Origin of the sequence: Amnibacterium sp. (genome assembly GCF_051956055.1) — a bacterium.
Lineage (GTDB): Bacteria > Actinomycetota > Actinomycetes > Actinomycetales > Microbacteriaceae > Amnibacterium.
This window is the reverse complement of sequence record NZ_JBQCGC010000011.1, coordinates 51,829-64,785: the sequence shown is the minus strand read 5'-3', so window position 1 is coordinate 64,785 and position 12,957 is coordinate 51,829. Positions and strand designations below refer to the sequence as shown.

Below are 12,957 nucleotides of genomic sequence, written 5' to 3'. Positions count from 1 at the left end.
CGATTGGCTCAGACGAGACGATTCCAGCGGGGACGCGTCCTGGTGGTGGCGTTCGAGGGATGGAACGACGCGGGTGAGGCGGCGACGAACGCCGTCCGCACGGTCCGTGACGCCCTGCCGCTGACCCCGCTGCTCGAGATCGATCCCGAGCTCTACATGGACTACCAGTTCAACCGGCCGACGGTCGGCGTGGACGAGCACGGCGTGAAGCGGCTCACGTGGCCCGGCGCGACGATGTGGGGACCGGTCAGGCGGACCCGCGGGCGCGGCGTGGTGCCCGAGGTCACCGAGCCGGAGGAGCGGATCGACCGGGACAACCTGTTCGTGCTGCTCGGCACCGAACCGTCCCGCAGCTGGCGCGCCTTCGTGGCGGAGATCGTCGACGCGGCGCTGGTCGCCGACGTGGAGGGCATCGTCACGCTCGGTTCGATGCTCGCGGACGTGCCGCACACGCGGCCGATCTCGACCTTCGCCTCGAGCGACGACGCCGAGGTGCGCACCGACCTCGAGCTCGAGCGCAGCAATTACGAGGGCCCGGTCGGGATCCTCTCCGTGATCTCGGACGCGGCCGCGCGCGTCGGCATCCCCTCGGTCTCCATCTGGGCCTCCGTGCCCCACTACGTGCACAACGCGCCGTCGCCCAAGGCGACCCTGGCGCTCATCGAGCGGCTCGAGAGCGTGCTCGGGATCACGGTGCCGCGCGGCGACCTCGACGCCGAGGCCGAGGCGTGGGAGAGCGGCATCGACGCCCTCGCGAGCGAGGACGAGGACATGGCCGCCTACATCGAGCAGCTCGAGAAGGCGCGCGACACGGTCGACTCGCCCGAGGCCTCCGGCGAGGCGATCGCGCGCGAGTTCGAGCGGTACCTGCGCCGGGGCGAGGGCCCCGGCCGCGGCGAGCAGCCGCCCCCCTGGCGGCCGGGCGACTGAGCGCGCCGCCGGCCGGTGCCGGCCCGCCGCTCTCCGGGCGCCTCAGCGGCGCACGCGCGGCTTCAGCCGGACCGTCGGCAGCTCCGGGGCAGGCAGCACGTCCTCCCACGCAGCGGGGTGCGGCCCGAACCGGCCGTCCGCGGTGCCGGAGGCGCGGTGAGCCGCCACCTGCGCCTGCCAGTCGGCGCGCGCGGCGACGATGTCGTCGTGGTCCCGGCCCACGAAGTTCCACCACATGGTGACCGGGTCGGGGAACGGCTCCCCCGTGAGGACGAGCACGCGCGCCCCCTCCGCGCCCGCTTCGAGCACGAGCGTGCTGCGGCCCGGCGACATCGCGACCAGCTGCGAGCGCGTCGCCCGCAGCCCGGCCACGACGACCTCCCCGGTGTCGACGAGCACCCCGAGCTCGTGCGCGGGGTCGACGACCGCCTCCCAGCGCAGGCCGGGCGGCAGCCGCACCTCCGCGGCGACGAGCGCGGTGGGGGCCTGCGGAGCGCCGGAGCTGCCGAGCCACTCCCCCACGAACACCCGCACCAGCGCCCCGGCGATCGACCGCGCCTCCGGGGCGGCGTGCTCGAAGCGGCGCGGGCCGCTGGCGACCGCGGCGGGCAGCGCGAACCAGAGCTGGGCGCCGTGGACGACCGACGTGCCTGCCAGCGAGTACTCGGAGTGCGCCACGCCGTCGCCTGCGGTCATCAGGTTCACCTCGCCGGGGCGCACGACCTGCGCCGCACCGGTGGTGTCGCGGTGCTCGACCTCCCCCTCGAAGAGCCAGGTCACGGTCGCGAGCCCCGTGTGGGGATGACCGGGCACCCGCATCCCGCCGCGTTCCGACAGGTCGTCAGGGCCGTAGTGGTCGACGAAGCACCACGCGCCGATCAGGGAGCGCTGCCGCTGCGGCAGCGTGCGCTGCACCCGCATCGCCCGCGGGCCGCCGAGCGGCACCTCCCGGGGCAGCAGCAGCTCCGGTGGCGCGGGCTCGGCCGCGCTCGCGTCGACCAGGTCCGGGTCCCGCTCCGTCACGCTCACGAGGACATTCTTCGTCGTTCAGGAGAAAGGCGGGCGCCGCGCCCGGATCTCCTGAACGACGAAGGGTCGTCAGTACGTGAGCAGGAGGTCGGTCAGCACCTGCGTGCCGAAGTCGAGCGACGCGAGCGGCACGCGCTCGTCGACGCCGTGGAACATCGCGGGGAAGTTCAGCTCCGCGGGCAGCTGCAGCGGCGCGAACCCGTAGCCGGTGATCCCGAGCTTCGACAGCGCCTTGTTGTCCGTGCCGCCGGACATCAGGTACGGCAGCACGGGCGCGCCCGGGTCGTGCTCGCCGAGGAGCGCGATCACCTTGTCGACGAGGGGGCCCGCGAACGGGTTCTCGAGCCCGACGTCCTCGTGGATGATCTCGATCTCGATCTCCGGCCCGACGAGCTCCCTGAGCTCCGCGAGCACCGCCGACTCCTCCCCGGGGAGCGTGCGGATGTCGACGAGCGCGCTCGCCGTGTCCGGGATCACGTTGTGCTTGTAGCCGGCCTCGAGCACGGTCGGGTTCGTCGTGGTGCGGAGGGTCGCGAGGATGAACCCGGAGGCGGTGCCGGAGGCGAGCACCACCGCGTCCTCCCCGGCCTGCGCCGGGTCGATGCCGAGGATGCGGCCGAGCTCGTCGACGAGCGCCCTGGTCGTGTCCGTCAGCCGGATCGGCCAGTCCTTGCGCCCGATCCGCGCGACCGCCTCCGCGAGCTTCGTCACCGCGTTGTCGCGGATCAGGCGTGAGCCGTGGGCGGCAGGGCCGCGCGCGGTGAGCTTCACCCAGACGAGCGCCTTCTCCCCGGTCTGGAGCAGGTACGCCCGCTTCCCCGCGAGGTCCACCGAGTAGCCGCCGACCTCGCTGATCGCCTCCGTCGCCCCTGCGAACAGCTCGGGGTGGTGGTCGACCACCCAGTGGGAGCCGAGGACGCCGCCGGCCTCCTCGTCGGCGAAGAACGCGACGACGAGGTCCCTGGCCGGCTGCCGGCCGGAGCCGAGGATCGTCTCGAGCGACGCGAGCATCATCGCGTCCATGTCCTTCATGTCCACGGCGCCGCGGCCCCAGAGCAGCCCGTCGCGGATCTCCCCGGCGAAGGGGTCGACGCTCCAGTTCGCCGGATCGGCCGGCACCACGTCGGTGTGCCCGTGCAGCACCAGCGCGGGCTCGCGGGTGCGGCCCTCGACCCGCGTGACGACCGAGACCCGGCCGGGCTCCGGCTCGAACAGCTGAGTCCTGAGCCCCATCCCGGTGAGCACGGATTCGACGTAGCCGGCCGCCTCGGTCTCGCCGTCGCTCCTCCCCGCACCCCAGTTGACGGAGGGGAAGCGGACGAGATCCCGCGCGATGGTCGCGGTGCGGCTGAGCCCGGTCACGGCTCCACGCTAGCCGCCGCGGCACCGGAGGGTCCCGACGACGGCGCGCAATCGCCGGGGCGTCGGTGGGGCGTCCGCGGATCGGGTAATGTTCTCGCTCGGCGCCGGGAGGCGCACACCGGTCCGGGTGGCGGAATGGCAGACGCGCTAGCTTGAGGTGCTAGTGCCCGTATAGGGCGTGGGGGTTCAAGTCCCCCCTCGGACACCACGAGAAGGGCCGCGCGCGAGCGCGGCCCTTTCGTCGTCCTCCGGTGGTGCGGCGATTCAGGACTCGTGCGGCGTGGATCGCGGGCGCAGCAGTCGGGAATCGCCGCAGGAGGGTGCTCCGGAGGCTCAGGGCGTCGGGGTCGGGAGGGGCGCGCAGGTCGTGTCCGGGCCGTCGCCCGCCTTCCTCGAAGGCAGCGTCCCGTCGGCGAGGTACGCCGCGATCGTGTCGTCGACGCAGCGGTTGCCGTTCAGCGAGTCCGCGTGGCTGGTGCCGCCGGGTTCGGCGAGCAGCCGCGCGCGCGGGAACAGCTTCCGGACGACGAGGCTCCCGCTGAAGGGGGTCGCGGCGTCGAGCGTCTCGTCGATCATGAGGATCGGGCCGACCTTCGCCCCGCTCACGTCGACGGGCGTGCTCGGCTTCGCCGGCCAGCTGCGGCAAGGCGCGTTGAACCAGGTGTTCGGCCAGGTCTCGAACGGCGCCTTGCCGTTCACCCGCTTCGCGTCGGTCACCCACGTCGCCCAGTCGGTCGGCCAGGCCGCGTCCGTGCACTCCACCGCGAGGTAGGCGGCGTAGCCGTTGTCGTCCGTGACCTGGTTGAGGCCGCGCCAGTACTCCTCGATGGTCGCGAAGCTGCCGTTCGTCGCCTCCGCGAACGCGGCGCCCAGGTCGGGCCAGAGGTTCTGGCCGTATCCGGCGTAGAGCAGCGTGTCGGCGAGCTCCGCGGAGCCGAACACGCCGTCCGCCGGACTCGCCGCGAGCCGGGCGGCGAGGCGGTCGTAGGACGCCTGCACCGCCTGCTGGCTCGACCCGAGGTGGTAGGTGCCGTCGTGCTTCGCGAGCCAGGAGAACCACTGGTCGATGGCGGTCTGGAACGCGAAGTCCTGGTCGAGGTTGGACCCGTACCAGACCCTGGTCGGATCGACGGTCGAGTCGAGCACCATCCTGTTCAGCCGGCCGGGGTAGAGCGTCGCGTAGACCTCCCCGAGGTAGGTGCCGTACGAGTAGCCGTAGTAGCTGATCCTGGGCGCGCCGAGCGCGATCCGGAGGTATTCCATGTCGTTCGCGGTGTCCCGCGTGGTCATGTGCTCGAGGATCGCGCCGTTCCGCTTCCCGCACGCGGCCGCGTAGGCGTCGCTCCGCTGCTCCCACGCCCGCACGTTGGCGGCGGTCGCGGGCGTGTACGGGGGCCTCGGGCCGTTCGCGTAGGTCGGGTCGCAGGACACGCGGGGCCGGGAGGCGCCGACCCCGCGGGGGTCGAAGCCGATCCAGTCGTAGCGCGCGCCGATCCCGCCGGGCACGCTCGCGCCCGTCGTCGCGAGGTCCAGGCCGCTCGCGCCGGGTCCTCCCGGGTTCGCGAGCATGACGCCCTCGTAGGGCGATGCCGTGTGCGCGACGCGGGAGACCGCGAGCTGCACGGTGCGGCCGTCGCGCGGCTTGCTCCAGTCGAGCGGCACGGTCACCATCGCGCACTCGGCGCCCGCATCCCGGAGCGCCCTGGTCGTGCAGGCGGCCCAGGAGATCGGGGCGGGAGCCGGCCAGCTCGCCTCGATCTTCGGCGGCCGCACCGGCGCCGCCGTCTCCGCCCTGGTGATCAGCAGCCCTGAGACCACCCCGGCCACCAGCGTCGCGACGAGCACCACGACGACCACCACGAGCACCACCGGTCGGCGCACATCGCCCCCTTACGGCGTCGGACCCGATCGCAGCGTAACCGCCTGCACGTGCCCGTCAGATGCGCGAGGTGGTCGCTTCGTCCTCCCGACCGTCGAACCAGCGGTCCAGCACGCGCCGGAACGCCGGCTCCTCCGGAGCCGCGTGAGCGAACAGCGTCATCGACGACCTGAGCTTGATCGCGTCGATCCCGCCGAGCAGCGCCTCCACCGAGTCGGCCGGGGCGTCCGCCGCGGCGAGCGCGGACTCGACGAGCCGCGGACCGAGCACCGGGTCGGCGAGGTAGGCGCGGGCCTCGTCGAGCGAGCCGATCGCGAAGTACATCGCGGTCGTGCTGCGGCCGAGCCCGGCGAGCTGCGGGAACACGAACCACATCCAGTGCGTGCGCTTCCTCCCGGCGCGCAGCTCGGCGAGCGCCGTCGGGTAGGTGCCGTGCGCGTCCTGCGCGGTGCGGAAGCGATCGAGGTCGTGGGTGTCCGACGTCATCGATGCACGGTACGACCGGAGGCTCCACGACTACCGTCGTCGCGTGATGATCGCGAGGCGCTTCACGGTGACCGGTCAGGTGCAGGGCGTCGGGTTCCGATGGTCGGCGCAGGGCGAGGCGGAGCGGCTGGGCGTCGTCGGGCGCGTGCGGAACCGGAACGACGGCGCGGTGGAGATCCTCGCGCAGGGCGATCGGGCGGCGATGGACGCCTTCGCCGCCTGGCTGGAGGAGGGCCCGCGCTTCGCCTCCGTGGCCGACGTCGACGCGGAACCGGTCGAGCCGTTCGAGGCCGACTCGTTCGAGATCACGCGCTGATCCCGTCCCGTCCCAGCTACGCGAAGCGGATGGTCGCCTGCAGCCGGGTGCGGACCTCGAAGATCTCGTTGCCGCCGACCGCCGGCGCGTCCGGGAGGCCGTCGCGCAGCGCGGTGAGCAGCACGGAGGCGCGGAGCACGACCTGCTCGGCGCCCCGCGAGGTGCCGAGCGACGCGGCGGTCTCCGCGAGGTGCTCGTCCGGCAGCACGAGCAGCAGCCCGGTGAAGCGGACCCGGGCCGAGCGGGCGACCGCCCTCGCGCGGACGGCGAGCTCGTGCGTCGGGCGCTCCCCCGCGAGCGCGTCCCCGGTCAGCTCGCCGCGGCGCACGCCGACCGGCGCGCCGAAGTCCTCGGACTGGATCGCGAACAACCCGGTCGGACCGAGCACGACGTGGTCGATCTTCTCGTCCGGCGACCCGGCCGCGACGTCGTGCCAGACCGTGTAGCCGATGCCGAGCGTCGCGAGCCGGCGTGCGGTGGCCTCCTCCGCGAGCGCGTCCGCGAGCAGGTGGCGGATCTCGCGGGGTGCCCGCCGGACCAGCACCGGGTCGTAGGGGTCCGGGATCGCCTCCCCGAGCCCCACCCACTCGCGCAGCAGCGCGAGGTACCGCTCGCGGCGCCACCCGCCCGGGTGCCCGAAGGTCCGCGCCGTCGGCCTGGTGCCCGCGGTGCGCTCCGAGTGACCGGCGGACGGGGCCCAGGAGGCGGGCTCCCCCACCGGGGAGCGCCCGCGGTCGTACTGCGCCCTGGCATCGGGGCTGCCGACCCGCTCCCATGCCGCCTGCACCGCGATGAAGCGCTGCGGGTCGCCTCCGGTGTCCGGGTGCGTGGCCCGGAGCAGCCGGCGGTACGCGCGGCGGAGGTCCTCGTCCGACGCGCTGGCCGGCACGCCGAGCACCTCGTACGGCGAGGCCGACATCGGGCTGTCCGGCATGGCACCTTCCACGGATCAGGCTGGTTCCGGCGACACACCGTACCGGGCGGTCCCATGCGCGGCGTCTCACCCTTCGGGCCAGGGCTCGGGAGGGTCAGGGGCGCCAGAAGCCGGCGTGGGAGGCGGCGGCCTCCGCCTCGAGCCGCGGCCCGGTCACCGCGATCGCGCGCCGGCCGGCGCCCAGCACCGTGCGGCACGGGAGGTCCATGGTCGGGTTCTCGGGGTCGTCGCCGGTGAGCGCGAGCAGACCCCGCTCGGCGAGCCCGTAGACGACGGCGCCGATCCCGGACCAGTGGATCGCGCCCGAGCACATCGCGCACGGCTCGCAGCTGGTGACCAGCGTCATGCCGGCGAGCTCGGCAGGCAGGAACCGCCGCGTCGCGGCGGACACGAGATTCGTCTCGGCGTGCCCCGTCACGTCGCGCGTCGTCCCGACCGTGTTCCTCGCCTCGAGGACCACCCGGCCGTCGGCGTCCGCGAGCAGCGCGCCGAACGGGTGGTTCCCCTCCGCCCTGGCCTCGTCCGCGAGCGCGATGGCGCGCCGCAGCAGCCCGTCCACGTCCATCCCGCGACGGTAGTGGACCGCTGGCCCGCGCACAGCGCGCCTCCCTAGGCTCGGCGCATGCCTCAGACCATCTACCTGGCTTCGGTGGAGGGGCACACGGGCAAGTCCGCCGTCGCCCTCGGCGTGGTCGATGCGCTCGTCCGGCGGGTCGCCCGGGTCGGCGTGTTCCGGCCGGTGAGCCGCAGCAGCGACGGCGACTACGTGCTCGACCTGCTGCTCGGGCGCGCGACCGCGGACGTGTCGCCCGCCCAGGCCGTCGGGACCACCTACGCCGACGTGCACCACGACCCGGAGGCGGCGCTCGCCACGATCGTGGAGCGGTTCCGGGCGATGGCCGACCGCTGCGACGCGGTGCTCGTCGTCGGCAGCGACTACACGGACGTCGGCACGCCCACCGAGCTCTCCTTCAACGCCCGGGTCGCGGCGAACCTCGGCGCCCCGGTCGTGCTGGTGCTCGGCGGCAGGCGCCCGGAGGGCCGGACGGGCAGGACGGCCAGGGAGGTCGAGCAGGTCGCGGAGATCGCGCTCGGCGAGTTCCGGTCGGAGCACGCCGAGCTCGTCGGGGTGATCGTGAACCGGGCCGAGCCGGGTGAGCTCGACGCGATCCCGCAGACCCTGCGGCCGCTGCTCCCGGACGACGTGCCGGTCTCCGCGATCCCCGAGGATCCCGGGCTCGTCGCCCCGCCGTTGCGCTCCGTGCTGCGCGCCGCGGACGCCGTGCAGATCGCCGGCGACCCGGCCCTCACCGAGCGCACGGTCTCCGGCATCGTCGTCGCGGCGATGACGCTCGAGAACGTCCTCCCCCGGCTGATGGAGGGTGCGCTGGTCGTCGTCCCGAGCGACCGGGTCGACACGCTGCTCGGCGTGCTGCTCGCCCACGCCGCGCGGACCTTCCCGTCGCTCACCGGCGTCGTGCTGACCGGCGGCTTCCCGCTGCCGCCCGACGTCGCACGCCTGATCGACGGCCTGCACATCGCCCTGCCGATCGCCTCGACCCCGCTGGACACCTTCGAGACCACCACCGCCGTGTCGTCGGTGCGGAGCACGCTCGCGGCCGAGTCGCCGCAGAAGGCGGCCGAGGCGCTGGCGCTGTTCGAGGAGCACGTCGACGTCGAACGGCTGCTCGACGCCATCGACCTGCACGCCTCCGCCGTCGTGACGCCGCTCATGTTCGAGTACGGGCTGCTCTCGCGGGCGCGCAGCCGGAAGCGGCACATCGTGCTGCCGGAGGGGGACGACGACCGGGTGCTCGAGGCCGCGGGCATCGTGCTCGCCCGGGACGCGGCGGAGCTGACGATCCTCGGCAACGAGGTGCAGGTGCGCTCGCGGGCCCTGGGCCTCGGCATCGACCTCGGTCGCGCGCACGTCGTCAACCCGACGACGAGCGTCCTCAAGGAGGGGTTCGCCGAGGTCTACGCCCGCGAGCGCGCCCACAAGGGCGTCTCCCTCGAGCTCGCGCGGGACACGGTGACGGACGTCTCCTACTTCGGCACCCTGATGGTGCACGAGGGGCTGGCCGACGGGATGGTGTCCGGGGCGAGGCACACGACCGCCCACACCATCCGCCCCGCGTTCGAGCTGATCAAGACCGCCCCGGGCGTCTCCGTCGTCTCGAGCGTGTTCCTCATGGCGCTCGCCGACCGGGTGCTCGTGTACGGGGACTGCGCGGTGATCCCGGACCCGACGAGCGAGCAGCTCGCCGACATCGCGATCTCGGCCGCCGGGACGGCCCGGCAGTTCGGGATCGACCCGAGGGTGGCGATGCTGTCCTACTCGACCGGCACCTCCGGCAGCGGTGCGGACGTCGAGAAGGTCCGCGCCGCGACCGCGCTCGTGCGCGAGCGCGCGCCGCAGCTGCTGGTCGAGGGCCCGATCCAGTACGACGCCGCAGCCGATCCGCAGGTCGCCGCGACGAAGATGCCCGGCTCCGCCGTGGCGGGGAGGGCCACGGTGTTCGTGTTCCCGGATCTCAACACCGGCAACAACACGTACAAGGCGGTGCAGCGGTCGTCGAACGCCCTCGCCATCGGCCCGGTGCTGCAGGGGCTGAACAAGCCCATCAACGACCTGTCGCGGGGCGCACTCGTCCGCGACATCGTGAACACGATCGCCATCACCGCGATCCAGGCCCAGACCGGGGAGGTGCCCTCATGAGCAGCACGGTGTTCGTCCTCAACGCCGGCTCGTCGTCGCTGAAGTACCAGCTCGTGGACCCGGGCACCGCCGAGGTGCACGCCTCCGGAACCGTCGAGCGGATCGGCGAGGCCGGCGGCGTGCGGGACCACGAGGCGGCGGTGCGGGAGGCGCTCGCGGACATCGCCGGGAAGCCGGCGCCCGTCGCGGTCGGGCACCGCGTCGTGCACGGCGGCGACCGGTTCGACCGCGCGACCGTGGTGACGCCGGAGGTGGAGCACGCGATCGACGAGCTCGCCGCGCTCGCGCCGCTCCACAACCCGGCGAACCTCCAGGGCATCCGCGCCGCCCAGGCCGTGCTCGACGTGCCCCAGGTGGCGGTGTTCGACACGGCGTTCCACCGCACGATCCCCGCCGCCGCGGCCACCTACGCGATCCCCGCCGGACTCGCGGAGCGGTACCAGGTCCGGCGGTACGGCTTCCACGGCACCTCGCACCAGTACGTGTCGAGGAAGGCGGCCGAGTTCCTGGGGATCCCGCTCGAGTCGTCGAAGCTGATCGTGCTGCACCTCGGCAACGGCGCCTCCGCCTGCGCCGTCGACGGCGGGGTCTCGGTGGACACCTCGATGGGCATGACCCCGCTCGAGGGCCTCGTGATGGGCACCAGGTCGGGCGACATCGATCCCGCTGCGCTGTTCCATCTGCACCGGCAGGCGGGTCTCGGCTTCGAGGAGCTGGAGACGATGCTGAACCGGGAGAGCGGCCTCAAGGGGCTCACGGGCAAGGGCGACATGCGCGACGTGCAGGCGGCGGCCGCGGCCGGCGACGAGCAGGCCGAGGCCGCGCTCGCGGTGTACCGGCACCGGATCAGGCGGTACGTCGGCGCGTACATGGCCCAGCTCGGCGGGCTGGACGCGATCGTCTTCACCGCGGGGGTCGGCGAGAACAACTCCCTGCTGCGACGAAGGACCCTCGCGCGCCTGGAGCACTTCGGGGTGCACGTCGACCCCGACCGCAACGAGGTCGCCTCGAAGGAGCCGCGCCGGATCTCCCCGGACGGCTCCCCCGTCGCCGTGCTCGTCGTGCCGACGAACGAGGAGCTGGAGATCGCCAGGCAGACCGCCGCCGTGCTCTGAGCGCAGCTCGACGGGGATCCTGGCCGTCGGCGCTGCAGGATCCCCTTCGAATCGCACCTACCGGCCGAGCAGGGCGTCCTCGAGCGTGCGCGGGGCGTGACCCGTGAGCCGGGCGACGTGGTCCGTCGTTCGTGCGAGCTCCCCCGAGCCGATCGCCGTGTAGGTGCTCACCCACGCGTCGAGCTGCCACTGCTCGGTGGTCCACACCCGGCGCGACGCGTACGCCTCCTCGAGGGTCTGGTCCACGAAGGTGAACGGCCGGCCGAGCGCCGCCGTCATCCGCGCCGCGGCCTCGGTGAACGAGATCGCCTCCCTGCCGGTGAGCGGGTAGGTCGCTCCCGCGTGCGCATCGGGATCCCGCAGCACCGCCACCGCCGCGTCCGCGACGTCCGTCCTGGCGACCGCCGCGACCCTGCCGTCGCCGGCGGGCCCGCGGATCGCGCCGTCCTCCCCCGCGAACAGCGGGAAGAAGTCGAGGTAGAAGCTGTCCCGGAGGAAGGTCCAGCGCATCCCCGACTCCCGGATCGCCTGTTCGGTGTGCCAGTGGTCGCGCCCGAGCGTGAAGTCCGCGTCCGGAGCCGCGCCGTCGAAGCTCGTGTAGACGACATGGCGGACCCCGGCCTCGGCGGCGGCCCTGACCGCGGTCCGGTGCTGCTCGAGCCGGTCCTGCGCCTCCGCGCCCGAGACGAGGAGGAGCACGTCGACACCCTCGAGCGCCGATCGCATCGCGGCGTCGTCGGCGTATGCGGCGACGCGCACCGCCGGGCGCCCCTCGATCTCCGGCGCCCGGGTCGCGTCGCGGACCACCATCCGGCCGAGGTCGGCGCCCAGGAGACGCGCGACCCGGCCGCCGACGGCCCCGGTCGCGCCGGTCACGGCGATGGTTCCCACGGGGGCCCCAGCGCGCGGGCGTCCTCCCGCATTCCCGGCGCGCTGCACCGGGTGCCGCGCGCGCGGCCGGTCGGCACCCGGTTGCCCCCGGTTCCGGTCATACTGGCGCGATGCTCCGCCGGATCGTGCTCGCCTCGGCCGCGCTCGCCGCGGTGCTGACGGGCGCCTCCGCGACGGCGGGGTCGGCCGGCACGGCCGCGATCGCGGCGAGGACGACCGGCGCGGATCAGCCGACGCAGACGACCACGGCGACCGGCCACGACGTGTCCTACCCGCAGTGCGACAGGAGCCTGCCGCAGGTGGGTGACATCGCGGTCGTCGGGGTCAACGCGGGGACCGGGACGACCACCAACCCGTGCCTCGCCGAGCAGCTCGCCTGGGGCGACCGGACGGGTCCGGGCGGGCGGTCCCTGCCCGCGGACGTCTACGTCAACACCGCGAACCCCGGCCACCTCGGCGACTGGTGGCCCACCAGCGACCTGACCCGGCTCGGCACGCCCGTGAACGACCCGGCCGGGACGTGCTCAGGCGCCGAGGACGCCGCCTGCGCCTACGTGTACGGCTACTCCGTGGGCGTCGACGACCTGACCTCCCGCGGGGTGACGGACCCGTCGACGCGCACCTGGTGGCTCGACGTCGAGACGATGAACTCCTGGAGCTGGGACCGCCAGTCGAACCTCGCGGTGCTCGAGGGCATGGCGGCCGCGATCCGCGACTCCGGCGCCGACGTCGGCATCTACTCCACCAGCCGGCAGTGGCACCTCATCGTCGGCGACGCGACGCCCAGCGTCGGCCTCTCCGGGGCACCGAGCTGGATCGCGGGCGCGACGAGCCGCTCCGGTGCGCTCGCGAACTGCTCCGCCGGATCGCTCACCCCGGCCGGCCGCGTGCGGATGGTGCAGTGGGTGGAGCACGGGATCGACCACGACATCGCCTGCGGCGTCGGCGTGCGGGGTACCCAGCCGGTGGTGGAGGGCGACCTGTCCGTCGGATCGCGCCTCCTCGTGTCCCCCGGAGCGTGGGGACCGTCCGGCGTGGCCTTCCGGTACGCCTGGACCCGGGACGGGACCCCGATCCCGGGCGCCACCGGTGCCGCCTACGTCACGACGGACGCGGACGCGGGGTCCGACATCGCGGTCTCGGTCACGGGCAGCAGGCTCGGCGCACCCTCCCTCACGATGACGAGCCCGGCAGTGACCGTCACCGACCCGGAGGCGGAGGCCACGATGAACGCCTACCGCGCGATGCGGCTGGGCGAGTGACGCGGCGCTGACGCGTCTCCCACCCGCCCATCGG

The 12,957-nt window shown here is 73.9% G+C and carries 12 protein-coding genes and 1 tRNA gene; 6 read left to right on the top strand and 7 right to left on the bottom strand.

The genetic code is table 11. The annotated features are described in order from the left end of the window. Positions 1 to 3 precede the first annotated feature (3 nt). Positions 4 to 930, top strand: coding sequence for a PAC2 family protein (locus ACTHLI_RS01700; RefSeq protein ID WP_440181116.1), 927 nt, complete (start codon positions 4 to 6; stop codon positions 928 to 930). A 42-nt stretch (positions 931 to 972) separates the two neighbouring features. On the opposite strand, the gene ACTHLI_RS01695 is transcribed toward ACTHLI_RS01700, so the two are convergent. Next, on the bottom strand, positions 973 to 1,959 hold the full coding sequence (locus ACTHLI_RS01695; protein WP_440181076.1) for a pirin family protein: 987 nt from the start codon (positions 1,957 to 1,959) through the stop codon (positions 973 to 975). Between the two features lie 69 nt (positions 1,960 to 2,028). Further along, positions 2,029 to 3,321, bottom strand: coding sequence for a M20/M25/M40 family metallo-hydrolase (locus ACTHLI_RS01690; RefSeq protein ID WP_440181074.1), 1,293 nt, complete (start codon positions 3,319 to 3,321; stop codon positions 2,029 to 2,031). A gap of 121 nt (positions 3,322 to 3,442) precedes the next feature. Between ACTHLI_RS01690 and ACTHLI_RS01685 the strand changes: the two genes are divergently transcribed. Next, positions 3,443 to 3,529 (top strand) — tRNA-Leu (locus ACTHLI_RS01685). Positions 3,530 to 3,654: 125 nt separating this feature from the next. Here ACTHLI_RS01685 and ACTHLI_RS01680 read toward each other — a convergent pair. Together ACTHLI_RS01680 and ACTHLI_RS01675 are read right to left on the bottom strand one after the other, a co-directional pair. Further along, complete coding sequence (locus ACTHLI_RS01680; protein WP_440181072.1) at positions 3,655 to 5,202, bottom strand: alpha/beta hydrolase; 1,548 nt, start codon at positions 5,200 to 5,202, stop codon at positions 3,655 to 3,657. A 55-nt stretch (positions 5,203 to 5,257) separates the two neighbouring features. Then, positions 5,258 to 5,686 carry a DUF1810 domain-containing protein gene (locus ACTHLI_RS01675; RefSeq protein ID WP_440181070.1) on the bottom strand — a complete coding sequence of 143 codons (429 nt, stop codon included), beginning with the start codon at positions 5,684 to 5,686 and terminating at the stop codon, positions 5,258 to 5,260. A 46-nt stretch (positions 5,687 to 5,732) separates the two neighbouring features. Between ACTHLI_RS01675 and ACTHLI_RS01670 the strand changes: the two genes are divergently transcribed. Further along, a complete protein-coding gene (locus tag ACTHLI_RS01670; RefSeq protein WP_440181115.1) occupies positions 5,733 to 6,002 on the top strand; it encodes an acylphosphatase in 270 nt (89 codons plus the stop codon). 16 nt (positions 6,003 to 6,018) lie between these two features. On the opposite strand, the gene ACTHLI_RS01665 is transcribed toward ACTHLI_RS01670, so the two are convergent. Further along, the gene (locus ACTHLI_RS01665; RefSeq protein WP_440181068.1) at positions 6,019 to 6,936 is read right to left on the bottom strand and encodes a DnaJ domain-containing protein; all 918 of its coding nucleotides are present in this window, start codon (positions 6,934 to 6,936) and stop codon (positions 6,019 to 6,021) included. Between the two features lie 94 nt (positions 6,937 to 7,030). Continuing rightward, positions 7,031 to 7,501 carry a nucleoside deaminase gene (locus ACTHLI_RS01660; RefSeq protein WP_440181066.1) on the bottom strand — a complete coding sequence of 157 codons (471 nt, stop codon included), beginning with the start codon at positions 7,499 to 7,501 and terminating at the stop codon, positions 7,031 to 7,033. Positions 7,502 to 7,558: 57 nt separating this feature from the next. Here ACTHLI_RS01660 and pta point away from each other — a divergent pair, with 57 nt between their 5' ends. Next, on the top strand, positions 7,559 to 9,655 hold the full coding sequence (gene pta / locus ACTHLI_RS01655; protein ID WP_440181064.1) for a phosphate acetyltransferase: 2,097 nt from the start codon (positions 7,559 to 7,561) through the stop codon (positions 9,653 to 9,655). Next, a complete protein-coding gene (locus tag ACTHLI_RS01650; protein ID WP_440181062.1) occupies positions 9,652 to 10,770 on the top strand; it encodes an acetate/propionate family kinase in 1,119 nt (372 codons plus the stop codon). The genes pta and ACTHLI_RS01650 overlap by 4 nt, the downstream gene beginning before the upstream one ends. A gap of 57 nt (positions 10,771 to 10,827) precedes the next feature. Here ACTHLI_RS01650 and ACTHLI_RS01645 read toward each other — a convergent pair whose 3' ends face one another. After that, positions 10,828 to 11,646: an SDR family oxidoreductase gene (locus ACTHLI_RS01645; protein WP_440181060.1), complete on the bottom strand. Its 819-nt coding sequence runs from the start codon at positions 11,644 to 11,646 to the stop codon at positions 10,828 to 10,830. Between the two features lie 125 nt (positions 11,647 to 11,771). On the opposite strand from ACTHLI_RS01645, the gene ACTHLI_RS01640 reads away from it, so the two are divergent. Continuing rightward, positions 11,772 to 12,923 (top strand): hypothetical protein, encoded by a 1,152-nt coding sequence (locus tag ACTHLI_RS01640; protein WP_440181059.1) that lies wholly within the window; start codon positions 11,772 to 11,774, stop codon positions 12,921 to 12,923. Positions 12,924 to 12,957 lie beyond the last annotated feature (34 nt).

Coding starts and splice junctions, on each gene's coding strand:
- ACTHLI_RS01650 (WP_440181062.1), top strand. CDS start 9,652: ATGAGCAGCACGGTGTTCGTCCTCAACGCCGGCTCGTCGTCGCTGAAG.
- ACTHLI_RS01665 (WP_440181068.1), bottom strand. CDS start 6,936: ATGCCGGACAGCCCGATGTCGGCCTCGCCGTACGAGGTGCTCGGCGTG.
- ACTHLI_RS01660 (WP_440181066.1), bottom strand. CDS start 7,501: ATGGACGTGGACGGGCTGCTGCGGCGCGCCATCGCGCTCGCGGACGAG.
- ACTHLI_RS01670 (WP_440181115.1), top strand. CDS start 5,733: ATGATCGCGAGGCGCTTCACGGTGACCGGTCAGGTGCAGGGCGTCGGG.
- pta (WP_440181064.1), top strand. CDS start 7,559: ATGCCTCAGACCATCTACCTGGCTTCGGTGGAGGGGCACACGGGCAAG.
- ACTHLI_RS01675 (WP_440181070.1), bottom strand. CDS start 5,686: ATGACGTCGGACACCCACGACCTCGATCGCTTCCGCACCGCGCAGGAC.
- ACTHLI_RS01640 (WP_440181059.1), top strand. CDS start 11,772: ATGCTCCGCCGGATCGTGCTCGCCTCGGCCGCGCTCGCCGCGGTGCTG.